The sequence below is a fragment of the Rhizobium sp. P40RR-XXII genome, assembly GCF_012641405.1.
GTDB lineage: Bacteria > Pseudomonadota > Alphaproteobacteria > Rhizobiales > Rhizobiaceae > Rhizobium.
This window is the reverse complement of record NZ_JABAII010000009.1, coordinates 38493-55521: the sequence shown is the minus strand read 5'-3', so window position 1 is coordinate 55521 and position 17029 is coordinate 38493. Positions and strand designations below refer to the sequence as shown.

The 17029-nt window shown below is 56.5% G+C and carries 16 protein-coding genes and 1 pseudogene; 8 read left to right on the top strand and 9 right to left on the bottom strand.

Annotation, left to right across the window (positions count from 1 at the left end):
* Positions 1-8: 8 nt before the first annotated feature.
* Complete coding sequence (locus HGP16_RS18610) at positions 9-239, bottom strand: hypothetical protein (RefSeq protein ID WP_168841500.1); 231 nt, start codon at positions 237-239, stop codon at positions 9-11.
* A gap of 980 nt (positions 240-1219) precedes the next feature.
* Positions 1220-1792 (bottom strand): annotated as a pseudogene (locus tag HGP16_RS18605) (aldehyde dehydrogenase family protein); the annotation flags it as partial.
* Here HGP16_RS18605 and HGP16_RS18600 point away from each other — a divergent pair.
* On the top strand, positions 1769-2488 hold the full coding sequence (locus HGP16_RS18600) for a GntR family transcriptional regulator (protein WP_168841499.1): 720 nt from the start codon (positions 1769-1771) through the stop codon (positions 2486-2488). The pseudogene HGP16_RS18605 and the gene HGP16_RS18600 overlap by 24 nt on opposite strands.
* A gap of 90 nt (positions 2489-2578) precedes the next feature.
* Here HGP16_RS18600 and HGP16_RS18595 read toward each other — a convergent pair whose 3' ends face one another.
* Together HGP16_RS18595 and HGP16_RS18590 are read right to left on the bottom strand one after the other, a co-directional pair.
* Positions 2579-2716: a hypothetical protein gene (locus tag HGP16_RS18595; RefSeq protein WP_205927546.1), complete on the bottom strand. Its 138-nt coding sequence runs from the start codon at positions 2714-2716 to the stop codon at positions 2579-2581.
* Positions 2717-2870: 154 nt separating this feature from the next.
* Positions 2871-5129, bottom strand: coding sequence for an EAL domain-containing protein (locus tag HGP16_RS18590; RefSeq protein ID WP_168841498.1), 2259 nt, complete (start codon positions 5127-5129; stop codon positions 2871-2873).
* A gap of 477 nt (positions 5130-5606) precedes the next feature.
* Here HGP16_RS18590 and HGP16_RS18585 point away from each other — a divergent pair, with 477 nt between their 5' ends.
* Complete coding sequence (locus tag HGP16_RS18585) at positions 5607-6056, top strand: hypothetical protein (RefSeq protein WP_168841497.1); 450 nt, start codon at positions 5607-5609, stop codon at positions 6054-6056.
* A 21-nt stretch (positions 6057-6077) separates the two neighbouring features.
* Here the strand turns inward: HGP16_RS18585 and HGP16_RS18580 are convergent, their stop codons facing one another.
* Together HGP16_RS18580 and HGP16_RS18575 are read right to left on the bottom strand one after the other, a co-directional pair.
* Positions 6078-6275 carry a hypothetical protein gene (locus HGP16_RS18580; protein ID WP_168841496.1) on the bottom strand — a complete coding sequence of 66 codons (198 nt, stop codon included), beginning with the start codon at positions 6273-6275 and terminating at the stop codon, positions 6078-6080.
* A gap of 292 nt (positions 6276-6567) precedes the next feature.
* Positions 6568-7353, bottom strand: a complete 786-nt coding sequence (locus HGP16_RS18575; RefSeq protein ID WP_205927531.1) for a hypothetical protein — start codon at positions 7351-7353, stop codon at positions 6568-6570.
* A gap of 230 nt (positions 7354-7583) precedes the next feature.
* On the opposite strand from HGP16_RS18575, the gene HGP16_RS18570 reads away from it, so the two are divergent.
* Positions 7584-8276: a LysE family translocator gene (locus HGP16_RS18570; RefSeq protein WP_246705556.1), complete on the top strand. Its 693-nt coding sequence runs from the start codon at positions 7584-7586 to the stop codon at positions 8274-8276.
* Positions 8277-8468: 192 nt separating this feature from the next.
* Here the strand turns inward: HGP16_RS18570 and HGP16_RS18565 are convergent, their stop codons facing one another.
* Positions 8469-9611 (bottom strand): helix-turn-helix transcriptional regulator, encoded by a 1143-nt coding sequence (locus HGP16_RS18565; protein WP_168841495.1) that lies wholly within the window; start codon positions 9609-9611, stop codon positions 8469-8471.
* Between the two features lie 319 nt (positions 9612-9930).
* Between HGP16_RS18565 and HGP16_RS18560 the strand changes: the two genes are divergently transcribed.
* Positions 9931-10551, top strand: coding sequence for a LysE family translocator (locus HGP16_RS18560; RefSeq protein WP_168841494.1), 621 nt, complete (start codon positions 9931-9933; stop codon positions 10549-10551).
* A 469-nt stretch (positions 10552-11020) separates the two neighbouring features.
* Here the strand turns inward: HGP16_RS18560 and HGP16_RS18555 are convergent, their stop codons facing one another.
* Positions 11021-11473 carry a VOC family protein gene (locus tag HGP16_RS18555; protein ID WP_205927530.1) on the bottom strand — a complete coding sequence of 151 codons (453 nt, stop codon included), beginning with the start codon at positions 11471-11473 and terminating at the stop codon, positions 11021-11023.
* Between the two features lie 50 nt (positions 11474-11523).
* On the bottom strand, positions 11524-11760 hold the full coding sequence (locus HGP16_RS18550; RefSeq protein WP_168841493.1) for a DUF1127 domain-containing protein: 237 nt from the start codon (positions 11758-11760) through the stop codon (positions 11524-11526).
* A 142-nt stretch (positions 11761-11902) separates the two neighbouring features.
* Here HGP16_RS18550 and HGP16_RS18545 point away from each other — a divergent pair, with 142 nt between their 5' ends.
* The 4 genes from HGP16_RS18545 (at position 11903) to HGP16_RS18535 (ending at position 17001) form a co-directional block, all read left to right on the top strand.
* The gene (locus tag HGP16_RS18545) at positions 11903-12814 is read left to right on the top strand and encodes a transcriptional regulator GcvA (RefSeq protein ID WP_168841492.1); all 912 of its coding nucleotides are present in this window, start codon (positions 11903-11905) and stop codon (positions 12812-12814) included.
* A gap of 737 nt (positions 12815-13551) precedes the next feature.
* A complete protein-coding gene (locus HGP16_RS34010; protein ID WP_246705555.1) occupies positions 13552-14157 on the top strand; it encodes a chemotaxis protein CheB in 606 nt (201 codons plus the stop codon).
* A gap of 56 nt (positions 14158-14213) precedes the next feature.
* Positions 14214-16688: a CheR family methyltransferase gene (locus HGP16_RS18540; protein WP_246705554.1), complete on the top strand. Its 2475-nt coding sequence runs from the start codon at positions 14214-14216 to the stop codon at positions 16686-16688.
* Positions 16651-17001, top strand: coding sequence for a response regulator (locus HGP16_RS18535; RefSeq protein WP_168841491.1), 351 nt, complete (start codon positions 16651-16653; stop codon positions 16999-17001). Before HGP16_RS18540 ends, HGP16_RS18535 begins: the two co-directional genes overlap by 38 nt.
* Positions 17002-17029: the final 28 nt, after the last annotated feature.

The following is a 17029-nucleotide window of genomic DNA, read 5'->3' as shown; positions in this document are numbered from 1 at the left end:
TCGATCATTCACTTCGGATTTATCCTGCTTCTCTCGGCGAGGGCTGCTGGTGGATAGAGGACCACAATTTCGCCAGGGCGTACGCCTTCTGCCACATCGGCAAGGCCTTCCGAGAGGTGCGCAATCCGTATCTGCCTGATGTGTGCTTTGCCATCTTCCAAAAACGAAGACATTTCAGGCATCGCCGCGGCGGAACAGCGCTCCCACCGGCACGACAGTTGCTCGGTCGCTTTCGTCAACGATAATCTTCATTTCGACGCGGTACCCGTCTCCCAAACTGCTCCATGCCTCGCGCTGCAACGTTATGTCGACGATCACCCAGACAGATTGTTCTTAGACGCCAAGAGCGGAGACTTTGGGGAAGGCCGACGGTTCAACGCGTTGGAAAGCCCCTTGCAGACCCGTCGGGCTGCTCCAGCACGTAACGATCACCTTATCGCCGTCCCTTATGCGAATATCGTCGGTCGTCAGAACATCGCCTGCGATTTCCGGTCACCTGGGTCGCCCAGCTCTACCAGGGGGCGCCCAACGAGACAACGGTCTCACTTTCCTGAACGACCTTTAGGATACAGCCGGTTACGAGCGAGATTAGTGGGAAACTCTCACCGGGCTGGGGTTGCTTGCAGACGTCAACGTCGCGCGTGTTTGCTCCAGAACATGAGTAGCGGCGTGCCAGCGACCTTCAGCCGCATTAGCCTCCCCTTGTGCTGACAGGTATAAAAGCTGATCTCGATCCAATTGCGCGGTCGGCGTCACGTTCCGTTCAACAAGCTGTTTAGTGCGTTCGAGATTTACGCCGGCTTGCGACATCAGAACCCTGGCGTTCTCGTAACGTGATCCAGCCTCTTCGACCGCTGCCTGGCGGCTCCGACCTGCGCTTCCAACGCTAGCTTGACGCGAGGTTCGAGTAGCGGAGAAATCGCCGGTGTTATGATCGCCAGCGCTTGCCCTACTTGCACGGCATCACCCGCCTCGAGCGCCGTTCTCTACAGCCGTCCTGATATCGGAGCCTTCATGGGGGCTAGAGCAATTCAAGGAAAAGTGCGCAGCGGTTTTCCGTCCGGAATTGCGAGATAACAAAGAGATAGAGCGGTTTAGCGATTCCGTGAAGAGCTGAACCGCTCTAGATGCATGTTGAATTTTTTGCCGCACCCAGGCAAGCCGCGCGACCGCTCGCCGGCGGAGGAAAACCATAAGGCGGCGGCCTCCTGCTGTGGTCAGACTGGATGCGGCCGGCAACCGCGAGCGCGCGCTGGACATCGCGGCTGAAGACCGCCGACGACAGCCCGTATTCGGTGTCATTGGCGATGCGCACTGCTTTGTCCTCGTTCGCGGCCCGAATGATCGGCTTGACCGGTCCGAAGGATTCCTCGGCATAGATGCGCATGTCCGACGTGACGTGATCGAGAAGGGTCGCCTCTACGACCGTGCCCGTCCGCTTGCCTCCGGCGACGAGCTTTGCGCCTTTTGCCTCGGCATCGGCGATTAGTGTTTCCATCTTCTTGGCGGCCTCGAGGCTGATCAGCGACCCCAGTACGACATGGTCGCGCGGATCACCGGCGGGCAGGAGGTTCGCGCGGGCGGCAAGCTTGGCGACGAATTCATCGGCGATCGCCTGGTGGACGATGATCCGTTCCGTCGACATGCAGATCTGGCCCTGGTTCATGAAGGCGCCGAAGATCGCGGCATTCACCGCGCCGTCGATATCCGCATCGTCGAGAATGACGAGCGGCGCCTTGCCGCCGAGCTCCAATAGCGCCGGTTTCAGATGCCGGCCGCTAAGCTCGGCGAGGTCGTGAAGCGGCAGATCACGGAAGCGATCATGATGGGGAAATGGTCGGCTGGAACCGTTCTGCCGAGCGAGATCGCCTTGTCGCAAACGTTTGGCGTCGCAGTCGGCACGATCAGGCGGGCGCTTATGGACTTGACCAATGAGGGGCTGCTTAGCCGCCGTCGCAAGACCGGTACAGTCGTGACCGGGCGCACGCCCCAGCACAGCTTGCGCTTCTTCTTCCAGTATTTTCGCCTGCACGGGTTGGACGGCTCGCTGCAGAATTCCACATCCGACGTTCTCTCGTTGCAGAACCGTCAGGCAAGCGAAGAGGAATACGTTGGCCTGCGGCTCGAAAGTCCCGCAGAAGTCATTGCCATCCATCGCCTGCGCAGCGTCGGCGAAAAGCCGGTCATGCACGAGGTCTTGGCGCTTCCGGCGCATCTCTTGCCAGGTTTCCCGGAAAAGAGGGAGGACGTGCCGGCGCTGCTGTATCTTTTCCTCCTCGATCGCTACGGCATTCGCATTTCCGCGGTGCGTGAGCAAATCGCGGCCGATATGGCGACGGAGGAGGACTGCCGCTTGCTGCAACTGGAGCGTCCTAGCGCCGTGCTAACGATCGATGAAGTCGCCTATGATCAATCCGCCGTTCCCGTTCTTGTCGCAAAGCATCGCGCGACGACTAGAAGCCATCGTTATGTGCATGAGGTCCAATAGCGCTTTGAACGCAAATCACTCCGACACAATGGAAATAGAAAGCTTGTCGATCTGTTGAGCCCACGAATCCGCTCGACCAATTCCCGGCGGTCATAAAGTTTCGATGACCTTCAAATAGCGCGCCGGCAGGTTCAGTTCAGCAAAGGCACGCATATTGAGGTTTCCAGGCGAAGGGCACGTCATTTCTGGAAAATCATCCCTGAGGTCTGCTGCCAGCCGATCAATCACGCGGGCTCCCCAACCTTCCGTGGGCGACACCCCGCATTGGCGTGCTGATGGCGCTGACATTTGCATCGGCCGCTGACTCACACGGCTACAAATTCCGGATTGGACAAGGTTAAAATCCGAATTGGACGCATGTAAGTTCCGAGTTGCCTAGCCTTTATCCCACCTCTTTGAGCTCTTTGTCCTTCGTGCAGCAAAATTCAATCAATTGCTTTGAGGACATTGGCCGTGCCAGAGCGTAACCTTGCAGCAAATGGCAACCCAACTCTTTCAAGATCCTCGCATGCTCCATCGTTTCCACGCCTTCGGCGACGATGTCGATGTTCTGTGACCGGCCGATTTCGATAATCGAGGACACGAGGCGGCGCTGAGATGGAGATGTGACGATCGGCTTGATGATTTCTCGATCGATCTTCAGCCTTCGTGGCTCAAATCTAAGCAAACTTACGATACTGGCGTGTCCGGTGCCGAAATCATCGATCTCAATTTCAATGCCGAGCTCTTTGACAGCCGGAATTATCTCGTTGAGAACTGGTTGAAGATCGTCGAAGGAGATCGTTTCAAGCAGCTCAAAACACAGGCGACCCTTGGCGACGTTAAGCCCAGCCAGTTCAGAGAGCAGATTTGCCTGCGCAAGTCGACGCGCGGAAATATTGACCGAGACGCGCGGGATGCGCATACCCAGGCTGTCCCATCTTGTAAGCTCGAACAGAGCCTTTTGCAGGATCAGCCTATCCATGTCGCCGGAACGTCCCAAATTTTCCGCGACAGCGAGAAATTTATCCGGCGCGAGGAGGCCTTTTTGCGGGTGATCCCAACGGGCAAGTGTCTCGACGCCCGCGATATCCAATGTATCCGCATGAAACTGCGGCTGGAAGAATGCAACCAGTTCATCCCGATCGAGCGCATGATTGAATTCGTCCGCCAATTCCTTCGTATGGATTGCAGTACTGCGAAGCTCCTCAGTGAAAATGGCCGCCCGGCCGCGGCCTGTCTTCTTCGCTTCGTATAGAGCCAAATCGGCGTTGAGACGTAGCTGACTGAGATCCCGCCCGTGTGCACTTTCAGTCTCCCAGGCGACGCCGACGCTTGCTCCGACCACACACTCTGAACCATCGACGAATACCGGTTGCTTGAGTGCATAGACAATCTGTTGGGCCAATTCGGTTGCCCTGGGCGCGGGATCGGCGCTCCAGCTGGCGAAGATGAACTCATCTCCCCCGATCCGTGCCGCTACGTCGTTTGGGCCGGCCAAGTTGACAAGGCGCAAAGCCGCCGCCTGCAGGACCGTATCGCCTCCGGCATGCCCTTTCGTGTCGTTGATTTCCTTAAATCGATCCAGGTCGATATGAATCAGTATCAGACAATTTCCTGGACTGGGCCTCGACGGCTGCGAGATCATCCGATCAATAAATCGTCGATTCGGAAGCCCCGTTAGTGCGTCATGAAACGACAGATATTCGAGCCTTTGCCGTGCCCGAACGAGCTTTTTCTTGTGAAGGCGAAGTTTTTCAATGGTTCTTTGGCGTGATTTGGTCAGAAAGCCTACCCAGACAATCGGTGCAACGACACACAAAGACAATAGGCAAGCACAGAACTCAAAGGTGGCCATGCCGCCGTTTTGGCCCCATCCACCCCTAGGTACTGCGACAAGGGTCCATTGGCCATAAGACATATCAACGGATGCCACGACCGGATTCTTCGAAAAAGTTTCCAGGTCGCCGAGAAAAACTTGTTTGGCGAACCTCGGTTCCGGTACGTCACTAATGGCAATCTCAAGGTCGGTCGATCCAAGGCCGCTATCTTGGTAGAGCCGCGGTATGTCTACGATTCCAGAGAGAAGACCCCAGAAGATCTGGCTTGTTCTATCATTGGTATAAATCGGGCATCTGACCACGAAAGCCGCTCCGCCCTGGACAAGGGCCACAGGGCCCGTCAGGACGATATTGTGGGTATTGCGCGCGAGCATTGCGCTATCCCGTTGCTTTTCGTTCGTTCGATAGTCGAGTCCGATCGCCTTTTCGTTTCCTTTTTCTGGATAAACCCATTTGACCACCATGCCGGGGGCCGCGGCGAAGCTACGCAACTGTGAATCCGGCTGCAAAATCTCCGCGGCAAGTTTCGAAAAAGCACTTTGGTCCATCGTCGGATTGACTGCGATACCGGCCGCCAGGCCTTGCAGCAGCTTCACATTGCTGTTGAGGTTCGTCTGAAGCCGAGATGATATGGTGGCAAGCTCACCGGCGACCACTGAGCGTTCGTCGGCCAGTAATCGTTCCAGCCGCCAGTTCGTCGCAACATAGACGACGATCACTGCAATAGTTGCCGCAAATATTGCCGGAGCAAATGCGCCGGTAAGGCTTATTGCAGAACTCGCGAAGCCGCGCAATATCTTTGGTTTTCTTCGAAACTTCATCAGGTTGCCGGTATAGGGGACAGACCTGCATCGTTACACAGGTTCTTTAAAGCAACGCTAAAGTCCATCAGCCATCCTTCTATCGAGGAAAGCCGCGCGCTCTTCTGGAATCGGGGACTGGATATTGTTATCACGAAATGCTCGGCTCTCGTATTGATACAATGCTGTCTGATCAACGTTGGTTGGTTGAACGCACTTTCGCGGGATTCCTAACGCTGGTCCGCTTTTTCGATTGTATCCGCCGCCGTGAAGCTCGGCCGCGCCTGAGACAGCTGTTCTACATTGCGCTCAGAGGTCATTCGATCGATATCGGCAAAGAGTGAACCTCGATGACCGCCTCTGAAGGACTTCTTCGCCGGCACGTGCCTGGGCGTCCTGATCGAGCTCCCTCGCCACCATCCTTGCGCGTTTCAACGCCTGGACTTTGCCTTCGGCAAGCCGTCTGAGATTGCTGATCAGATCCAACAAGAACCCTTGGTGAGATTGTCAGAAACTCCGGGCTTCACGAGGGAAAGCATAAGGCCGGGGCTTGGTACGCTTCCAACCACGAAGCGTATCGATCGCGCGGGAAGAGCATCGGACTCTGGTTTCGATTTTGTGAACCGGCTGCCGCATATTCGATTGACCATTCGCAACCAGTTCGATTGCCAGCGTCTCAACGTCGGAACCTCGGGCCACCGGGAGGGTTTAAGTAATATGATTTTCGGAGGTTCGAACATGATCCCTGCAAGATACCGCACCGTGCGCGACGCCGCATGGTCTTGGTCTGTCGTCGACGCGAACACGGGCCGAGTTATGGCTTACAGCAACGTTATTCTTGGCGGGCTTAACGAACGCATCGCCGAGGACATGGCAAAGCTGCTCAACTTGGAATACTCGGGCAGCGACGCTGAAACCGCCTCATCTCCAAGATCAGGCGGAACATAGGCAACGGCCGGGTACTGTCGCTTAGTCCTTGAGATGAACGGTGGCGCTCATGCCAAGCTGGAATAGCTTTTTCTCATTGTGGACGCCCTGCTGATAAAGCTTGATGACAAAGGCGGCAATGTCCTCAGCCTTCTCGTATTCGCGATTGATGCTCAGTTCGGCAAGTATGGCGTCAAATACGCGTTGACAGGTGCCGAATGCCTCGGAATCCAGGGACATATCTCTGGTGCGAGAGTATCTGTTGACCACCCTTCGCCATCTCCCGAGCACAGAAATGCAAGTCGTCTCGAAGGTAATTCTTTCTTTGCCGCATTTCAATAATCGAGTTGAGGAGACGTCCCCCGGTGTTCGCCTTTTTTTGAAAAGCCGAAGTCGTCAACTTCGAACGACGGGAAAATCGAGGCCGGGGACAGATATGATATCCTTCCTGGATTCTGAGGCAAACTCAGCCTACTCAGTCTGGTCGCCGCCTTGCGCCCTCGGCCTCAAAGGCTCTTGTGCGCCAGAAAAGTTAGGACACGGCGGTCACCGTCGCGCCATGAGCACGAAGTTCATCGAGGATGCTTATTGGCCCCGAAAGCAGACCAATGGGCATCGTCACGAAAGCGTTGGACCCCGGGGGTTGAGCGACGAGACGCTCTATGAACATCCTCCGCAACGCTTGCGCATCAAGGAAATCTGTCGGTGTGAAGACACCGTTCTCTGACATCTCCCGTGCCAGGCGCGCGATTTCGCCACTTTCGCGGGAGCGATAAAGCTCCTCGAAATATGCTCCGATCGGGCCGAGACGGCGCCGCAAATCAAGAAGATACTCGACAGTCGAAGGGCCGACCGCGTTGAATATTTCGATCGTCATCTGTTTGCCAGAGGACAGCACTTCCTGATCCGATACGAGCGTTGCGAGCGGTCGTTGTGCTTCTGCCGCGTATTTTGCGAGCGCAAAGCCGATGCTGGGTTCGGTGGGACTGAAAGAGTGCTGACCTTCGCCAGACAGCATCAGGCTGGCGGTGAACCCCGGCAGTCCCTCGATCTCTTCCGCGGGGACCAGTCTTTTCATCACCTCTCGAAATTCTGCCTGTGCCTGCGGCGACAGCCTGTTGACCACCGGTTCAGTCTGGGTTCTCGGAAAGCTGACACTGGAGAATTTCACGTTCGGGCTCATGTCGAGCAACACAGCGCGAGATTGAGAGATAAGCGTTTGCCCTTCGCTATAGATGTCGGGAATAAGGTCGGCCCGGATTCTGACATAGCCGAACAGGACGAATTCATGATTGGGAAAAAACGCCCGCCAGAACACCGCGTGTCCCGGCTCGGCGACGCAAACACGTGGTGCGACAATAGAGACTGCTGATCCTGCGAGAAAAACGCGTCTACCGATCTTTATTGAAGACGACCTCCTCTACAAAGCGCGTTGATACTTAATGGTCAGCTTTTCACAGGCAAGGCCCGAACCGAGAACGTTACGAGGAGATATTCATCAACATTCGCATCAGATGACTCGTCACGCCGGGTTGGATCTCGCCAATCATGCCCTACTATTTTGCCAATGCGATCAGAGGACGACCCATGTTGAACTTCGGGACGTTTCTCACCTTTTACGCCGCCGTTCTGGCGATGCAGCTTTCCCCAGGGCCGGACAATGTTCTCGTGATTGGAAGAGGGATTGGTCAGGGTCGCCGGACCGCCATTCTGTGCGTAGTGGGTATGACCCTCATATCCGGCTGCATTCAGATCGTCCTATTGGTTCTCGGCGTCGCATCGATCCTTCAAGCCTCGCCCCTCGCGTTCGATATACTGCGCTGGCTTGGAGCATCCTATCTGATTTGGCTGGGTGCCAAGCTTCTCCTTCGGGCTCGCAGCCATAACCAATATGGTCCTCCGGCTCCTTCATCCATTTCGAGCGGAAAAGCGCTCCGCGAGGGCATAATCAATTTGACCAACCCGAAAGCGCTTGCATTCCTCTTCGCGTTCCTCCCCCAATTCGTCGACCCGACGAGCCGCTGGTCGGCCGCCGCGCAGCTCGTTCTCCTTGGATCAGTAACCAAGCTTTCCAATTTCATGATCTTGAGCGTCGTCGCTATCGGGTCGGGGACATTCGGCGGTTGGCTTTCGCAGCGACCGCTTCTTGCACTGTGGCAAGAGCGGTTCGCCGGCATCGTCACGATCCTGCTCGGTCTCCGCCTCGCGTTTTTCGGGGGCGTCCGTGGCATACGCATTTGATCCGATTATGGCTGTTGGGGCACCAGTTCGGTAGCGATCTCATTTGGCAGGGGTCGACCAACGAAAACGCGATATCCTGATTTGCTGGGCTAAATGTATCCATCGCAAGTCTCCCATCGCTGGTGGGATTGATCCGTAGCGGCGGGGGCGGCGATCGGATGTCTCGCGTCGGTTCTATTCCACTCGAAGCGTTTAAGCGCCGCGCCAAGTGATCGGCTGGATCGTCTTGAGCACGGCGACGAGCTGGCTTTGCTGACGTACGCCGGTCTTCTGGAAGATGCTCTCCAGATAAGATCGCGCCGTCGTGAAGCGAATGCCATGGCGCTGGGCGGCGTCCTTCAAGGATAGACCTTCGGCAAGAGACGCAGAGAGCATGGCTTCCTTCGGCGTCATGCCGAACACGGTTCTCATATAATCCACAAAGCTCTCCGGCAAATCGAATGACAATTTCCGTATGAACACGACCGCATGGCCCCCAAAGGTGTCCGAGTGGATGCCCTCTAGCAGGGGCCCAACCGACACCGCGAGGTCGGGAATTTCATTTTGCTCGACGTCAGAGGACATTAGCATGTCGCCTCCTGTGCCAGGCACGGTGCTGTCCCGCCTGCAACTGGCGTCGGCAATCAGATGCAGCAACTTTTCGGCGTTGCGTGAATGCCGCGCGTCGAGCAGTCCTCCCCGGACAGTGATCCCGCACGACGGCAACGAGAGGATCGCTTCCGCCTGACTGTTGGTCGCCAGGACCCGCCGCTGTCCGTCAACAATGACAGCGCCAAAGGGCAAATGCTCGAACGCAAGCGACATCAGCTTCATCCCGCCAAATTTTCGCGAAATCTGATTGGCTCGCCGAAGGTGCGGCGCGACTTGCTTGAACCATTTAATGTCCTCACCATCAAAGGACCGCTGACTTTTGCCGCGCTGGATATCAAAAAACCAGAACGAGCGGCCTTCCGTGAGCAGCTTGCTGGCAAGACCTTCATACATGTCCTGCGGGGCCATCCATTCGTTCCAGAGTCGGCTCCGACGGAGCTTGTCTCTTCCGACAAGCGCGTGGTCATTATAGATCAGACCTTCAGGTGCCGCTGCGACCGCCAGCTCCAAGGCGTTCTCATAGGGTGCATGCTCGCTGAGGTATTTTTCCAGATATTCCGCGTTCGGGCCGGTCGTGATGGCGTCGTTGGCCGTTACCGTCGGTCCCATTTTGGTGAGGCAGGCTTTAGACCCGTTGAAAGCAACCCGCATTTCTTCAACAACAGTTCGCCAGTGCTCCGGGCTGTAGGCAGCCTCATAGATTGATCCGATGACCGACGAAAGTACTTCCGAATTGAAAACCACGGTCGTGGCTCCGATAAGGTTAAAGTGACCGTTGGACAGGTTGTCATTTGATATCCGAAACGAGACCAAAAACAAGCCGTCGGTTTTCTTGTTGTGAACAGGAGCGGTGAGTATGACCGCGCAAAAAGATTCCTCCAGATCATCGTGCTCGAAATGCGTCGGACACGCCGCGCCGGCACATCTAGCGCGTGCGGCGATCCGTTATCGAAAAGGCAAGCTCCACCGGCATATGCCGGTTTTGACCGTGTTCTCGCACATGTAGTGTTTTGCGGCGTTGAAGCTGGCGGAAGACCGCTGGTGCGGGAAAACGGACCTGAGCGTGCACAATCCAACCTTGTTCATTCGGGAGCTCACCTATTTTGCAACCTCTTACCTGGCCATAATAGCTGTGCCGGGTCCCAACTTCGCGATGGTGGTTGACTCTAGCCTCCACGGATCTCGAAGAGGAGCTTTGTCGGTTGCTGCTGGCATTGCTAGTGGAGCAGGTATGCTTGCATTAATTGCGAGCTCTGGTTTTCTATCGATCGTCCGCAATGAGGTCTGGCATAGCCTTGCCCAAACCAGTTTCACCTTGACGCTGGGCGTCATCGGCGCAAGAGCGCTGCTTCGCTCCGTTCGCACAGGCGCTGCCCCACGTTCGTCCAGGCCAGGCCGTGCATCACGAAGTTTCTTGGTGGCACTTATGACAGCTATGACAAATCCGCTCACCGCAGTTTTCTTTGCAACATCGGCACTCGGACTGGGCTTGACTGATCTTCAAACGAAACCGGCGCTGGTGGCCCTGGTCGTATTTGCTATCGCCCTTAGCTGGTTTGGCTTTCTAGCTCTGATGTTTCGCCTTGGACCGATCCAGAGGCTATTTTCGCTTGTCCGCCGTCCACTAGAAGCGACATTGGGCGTCTACCTGATTTTCATTGGCATCTCGCACATAACTGTGTGACGCGTATTGGGGCGACGCACGAGTGCGCAAAGCGACCTTTGCGCATTGTGCAGTCATCGGCAAAGAGCGGTTTTTTGACGCCGGCGGTGAGGTCATATCTGCACTTCAGTCAGGGCAACGAACTGGATCCTGCCGGTACCAAATAAAAATCGGTCCTGATTTCCCGACACGGTGAGAAGAGGTCGGCTGCCGCAGCTAGGCGCCGATCGCTGCGAACCGATGTCGGTTTCTTTGGTCAAGGCTGCTGCGACAGTGCCGATCGGCTCAACCAACCGTTCGGCTGCCTGCAGTTTGTCCTCTGATGGTCCGACGATGACGACCTCGCCGCCTTTTGAGCGCGGCGGTCGCACACCGAGACCAACACCGGAGCTGCCGCTGATGACGAGAACCTTTTTCCTGATTAGCGTTGTCGTAGGTTCCTGCGTATCGTGTTGCCGCGAGGGCCTTGGGGTGAGTGGCGAATTCGCCGCTAGCCCTGATAGGCGCGCTCGAGGTCAGCGATGACGATCTTCTTCATCTTATACATCGCCTGCATCACGCGGCTCGCCTTTACCTTGTCCGGATCGGCGATCATCTTGAGCAGGATCGTCGGCGTAACCTGCCAGTAGACGCCGAATTTGTCGGTCAGCCAGCCGCAGGGTTGCTCCTTGCCGCCGTCGGCAATCAGCGCATTCCAGTAATAGTCGGTCTCTTCCTGATCGCCCGTTTCGACGAGCAACGAGAACGCCTCGTTGTATGGCACCTTGGAATTGGCATTCAGCGCGGCGATTTGCAGGCCGCTGAGTTCGAACCGCACGACCGACAATTCCGGGTCTGGCAGCTCTGTGCGCTGAAGGACTTTCGAAGTCTTAAACACCGACCGATAGAATTCCATCGCCTCTTCCGCTTGGCCATTGAACCAGAGGTGGGGGTAGATGTGCATAATCATTCTCCTTTGTCTGTTGGCTCGCGATACCGGCGGCGCGGCCACCCCTAGCGTGGGATGACGGCACCGTTCCAGTCTCGTTCAAAGCCGATGTCTTGCAGGATATGATCGGAAACGCGGGCGAGGCGCCGCATGTCCGCATGATAGCGGATAGCCGCAACGAGGCGGCTGATCCGTTTGCGCGCTGCACCGACCAAGGCGATCGTCGCGCCGACCGGCCGATACGTACGTTCCCATATCGCCAGTTCGTCAAGAATATCGGTTGACATGTGAATGAGGCTCATGGTTCCAACTCCCTGTTCGTAGTGCAGTCGAACTTGATTGCTGACGCACCTGCCTGCTGATGGAGAGAAATTTGCTTCTTTCCCGGCTGGATGACAAACGAGTAATAGTCCACGATTTGTGATCAACGCTCACAGGGAAAGCATGTCACGTAAGCTCCCACCCCTGACGACACTGCCGGCTTTCGAGGCGGCAGCACGTCATTTGAATTTCACCAAGGCGGCAGAGGAATTGTTCGTCACGCATGGCGCCATCAGCCGGGCGATCAAGAATCTGGAACAGCAGCTCGGGACTACGCTGTTCGAGCGCGGGACGCGGTCCGTCCGCCTGACTGCGGTCGGGGAGCCCTACGCCCGCGCGGTTCGCGAAGCGCTCGACCAACTGGCCGTGGCCACGAACGTTGCGACGACGCGCCGTTCCGACACGACCCTGACCGTCAGCACCTCTGGCGGCTTCGCCGGCAAATGGCTCGTGCCGCGGCTCTACCGCTTCCATCGGGCTCATAGCGAGATCGACGTTCGCGTCTCGACCACGGGCACGCTCACCACTTTTTTGGGTGATGGCATCGATGTCGCCATTCGCTATGGTGGAGGGGACTATCCAGGGCTAACAAGCGAATTCCTGGCGGGCGAAGATGTTTCGCCGGTTTGCAGTCCGCGCCTTATGGAGGGAGAACACCCGTTGCGGTCGCCTGAAGACCTCAAATACCACACCCTCATTCGCGACGACTATCCGATCGATTGGGCGGCGTGGCTCGATAGCGCCGGAGTGGTGGGCATCGGCTCAAACGGTGGCCTAGCTTTCGATTCCTACACCTTCGCAATCGAAGCTGCCGTACAGGGAGAAGGTGTCGCGCTCGGTCGAACTATGCTAATCGAAGGCGATCTTGTGGCCGGGCGCCTGATCCGGCCCTTTGAGCACGCACTCAAGGCACGGTCCAGCTTTTATCTCGTCTACCCTCCGGAAGCCATCCGGCAGCGAAAAGTCAAGGCGTTTCGCGACTGGATCTTTTCCGAGATCGGCAAGTCGCCATTGGCGGTTTCTGGCCCAAATTAGGACCACGTTGAACCCCTTCAGCGGCAAGAAGCGGCGTCGCGATCATTGCGCTTTGCCAAATTTTGGTTTGGCCGAAGAGCGAATTGACATATCGTTGGGACGGCGATTTGTGCCGCTCCGAAAGCGGTATCGTAATCAGCGGGCCGATCTGGGAACGAGCGGCCGGTCAGCAATGTGCCCTCTCAGTCGAAGATCTCGTCCGCGCTGACGCTTCTGCACGAATAAAAAGGTGCCCTTCATCGAAACCGAGTTGCGCCAGGGCCAACCAATTGCACTCTACTCTCGTGTCCTATTTCTCAGACGCCGGCTCTTTCGGCGAATGGTTCCAAGTCAACTCTTCCGGTCATCCTGCGGATCAGCTCCACCCGATGGAGACACCATGCCCGATCCCAAGATGTTATCAGCGATGACGTTTGCCGAACGTCTCGACGCCCTTAATCTCCTGGCGAAGTCGCTGCGTTTGTCATCGCGAAAGGCAAGGCACGAGGGTAACCCCCTCTGGCAACCACTTGCTGAGCTTTCGGAACAAGCTAAGAACCCACAAGCACGAGATTGCCGAGGATAGATCGCAGGCGGCACTCAAGGTCGTGCAAGAGGCGATTGAACTACTTGGCAGGGGCGCGAGCCCAGCGCATACACTAGGCACAAGGCATTAGGAACAAACAGTGGTAAGATGGGAAGAGCCTCCCCGCCCGGTCTCTGAGGTGCTATGCGCAAGTGTCCAGAGGAGAGATCAGATGTCTGCTGCCAAGTTCCCGATTATAGGCATCGGCGCATCTGCGGGTGGGGTTCCGGCTCTACAGGCCTTCTTCAAGAGCATGCCAGCCGATGCGGGCCTTTCTCTCGTTGTCGTCACGCACCTCAATCCGGATCGGGTCAGTCTTCTTCACGAAGTCGTCGCTCGGTTCACGTCGATGCCCATTGTCGTCGCCGACGATGACATGCCGGTCGAGCGAAATCATGTGTATGTCATGCCAAATGATGCCGTCCTGACAATTAAGGACGGCCGTTTGAAGATGATCCCGGTCGACCGCGCTCGCCCCGAACGCAAGCCCGTCGACGTGTTCCTTGCGTCGCTTGCTCAGGATCAGGGCGAGCATTCTGCCGCCGTCATTCTATCGGGAGGCGATGGCGACGGTACGCTTGGCGCGAAGGCGATACGCGAGGCAGGTGGGCTTACGCTTGCCCAGGCACCAGACGGCTCGGCGCCGCGCCAGCCCAGCATGCCGCAGTCGGCGATCTCCAGCGGTGTCATCGATCTTGCGATCCCCGTTGAGGAAATGGCAACGCGTTTGGTACGTTCGCAAAAAGCTTTGCAACCCTTGGGGACGTCAGCAACGTAAGCGACGATCAGGGCGGTGCGACGCTCCGAGGCGCGCATCAGGACATCTGCGCGATTTTGACGACACATTCCGGTCACGACTTTTTCGGCTATAAAACAAACACGTTCTTCAGACGCGTTCGACGGCGTATGCAGGTCACGCAATTGCAATCTCTGGCGGATTACGTCGAGTTGCTTCGAACTGAGCCATCGGAGGTAAATCACCTCTTTCGCGATCTTCTGATCAACGTGACGGACTTCTTCCGGGACGAGGACGCCTTCCGCGTGCTGCAGCAGAGGGTCATGCCCGATCTGTTCAAGGGCAAGGGAGCCGGAGACACAATTCGCATATGGGTGCCTGGCTGCGCGACTGGCGAGGAGGTGTATTCCCTGGCCATTCTCTTTCGCGAACATCTCGACATGGTAACGGCCGCGCCTAAAATCCATATTTTCGCAACCGATATCGACGAGGTAGCGCTTGCGGTAGCCAGAACCGCCCGTTACCCGGAGGCGCTCCTTGGGGGCATGTCCCATGAGCGGCTGCGCCGCTTCTTCAAGCTTGACGGCGCAAGCTATGTGATCACGAACGAGATCAGGGAATTTTGCATATTTTCGCCGCACAGCGTGATCAAGGACCCGCCGTTTTCTCGCATGGACATGGTGTCGTGCCGCAACCTCCTGATCTATTTCGGTCCAGACATCCAGCGGCAGGTCATCCCAACCTTTCACTATTCGTTGAAGCCTGGCGGGTACCTATTTCTCGGAAGCTCGGAAAGCATTGGTCAGCATACAGAACTTTTCAATGTGATCGACAAGAAGCATCGCATCTACCAGGCGCGGGAGCACTCCACCAAGATGCCGCGCATTCCGTCGCTGTTGGGACAGAACCGGTCCCTGATGTTTCCCGAAGGCGCTTCCTTCCAGTCGCGGGAGAATGGTGCTTCTCTGCGCGCCAAAGTCGAGAAGCGAGTTCTGGAGCGCTTCGCGCCGGTTCATATCGTTGTCAACGGTGAAGCGGACATAGTCTATTACTCTTCGGGCACGGCTCGCTTTTTGGAGACGCCCCAGGGCGTTCCAAGCCGTCAGTTGCTGACGCTTGCCCGGAAAGGTCTGCGCCTCGATCTTCGTGCGGCCCTTCGGGACTGCGTTGCCAGGCAGCAACCGACCAGCCGACACAACTTGGTCGTCGAAACTGAGGACGCACGGGGCTCGCTCGTCGACTTCACTATCGAGCCGATGAAAGAACGCGATGGTGCCGAGCCTCTCTATCTCATCGTTTTCCAAGAAAAAGGTTCGGCGGAGGACAAGGAACCGAGCGCGCATCGCACCAGTTCCGATGACAGCAATGGCGAATTGGAAACGGAATTGCGCGACGCCAAGGAGCGGCTTCAATCCACCATCGAAGAATATGAGACAGCCCTTGAGGAACTGAAGTCCTCTAACGAAGAGCTCGTCTCCGTCAATGAAGAGGCGCAATCAAGCAACGAGGAGCTGGAAGCCTCCAAGGAAGAAACCCAGTCGCTGAACGAGGAGCTGAACACCATCAATTCCGAACTCAACGCCAAGATCGAGGAACTGGATCGCGTTAATAGTGACTTACGCAATCTTTTCGAGAGCACGCAAATCGCCACGATCTTCTTGGACCGAGGCTTGGTAATCCGGACCTTCACCCCTGCTGCCGCATCGTTTTTCAATTTGCGGCCTTCCGATGTCGGACGACCGCTCACCGACCTCGCCAGCCAGCTCGACTATCCAAATCTGAAGAACGATATCCAGGGTGTCTTCGATAGCGGCGAGATGCTGGATCATCATCTCGCGAAGGATGCGAAAGGAAAACACTATCAGGTTCGGTTAATTCCCTACCGCACAGAGGGACATCGGATCGACGGGGTGGTTGTTACGCTGGTCGACGTTACCGACCTTGCCGAGGCAGAGCAACACCAGCAGGTCCTCATCCGTGAGCTGAACCACCGCGTAAAAAACATGTTGGCGGTCGTGGGCGCAATCGCGAAGAAAACACTGGCGAATTCCTCTTCTATCGAATCCTTCCGCACCGCGTTTCTTGGCAGGTTGGAGGCGATGGGCCGCGCTTATGGCACCTTGTCCAAAGACAAATGGAAAGACGCCTCAGTGAAGGCCATCTTCGAAGAAGAGTTGAGACCCTTTGGCGAAAGCAACTTCACCCTCACAGGCCCGGATTTGCGGCTGCGGCCACAAATTGGGCTGTCACTTGCAATGGTGGCACACGAGCTTTCGACGAACGCGTCGAAATATGGTGCCTTTTCCAAAGAGGACGGTCGCGTCGACGTGTTCTGGGAGGGCAATGGACAGACGTTCACCTTGGATTGGCGCGAGGTAGGCGGTCCCCCGTGTAAGGACCGGGGGAGCAACGGATTCGGCTTCGAGCTTATTCACGGAGAAATCGAATTTCGATTGAGGGGCAAGTTGGAAACCATCTTTCACCCTGAGGCTTGGACGTTCACATTGAATTGCCACTGGAAAGTAAGGAGTGAAGGTGACCGAAAACAATGCTGTCTTGATTGTCGAGGATGAATATTTCATCGCCGCTGATCTCGCCGATGTCCTTCGGCGAGAGGGTTACGATATCGTCGGGCCGGCCCCTTCCGTTGAGCGTGCTTTAGAACTGATGGAATCTGTCCGACCGATTGCCGCAGTCCTCGACATACAGCTCAACGAGGAACAGAGTTATCCGATCGCGGACAAACTTGCTGCTTCCAAGATACCGTTTCTTTTCTTGACCTGCTTCACCGTGGAGGACCTGCCGCCCCGGTTTTCCGACCGGCCGCTACTCTCCAAGCTTTCCGATTTCGCGGCCGTGGCTGTCGCAATTTCGAAACTTACCTGATTTGAAACCGGAGCCGCGACTAGAGTTC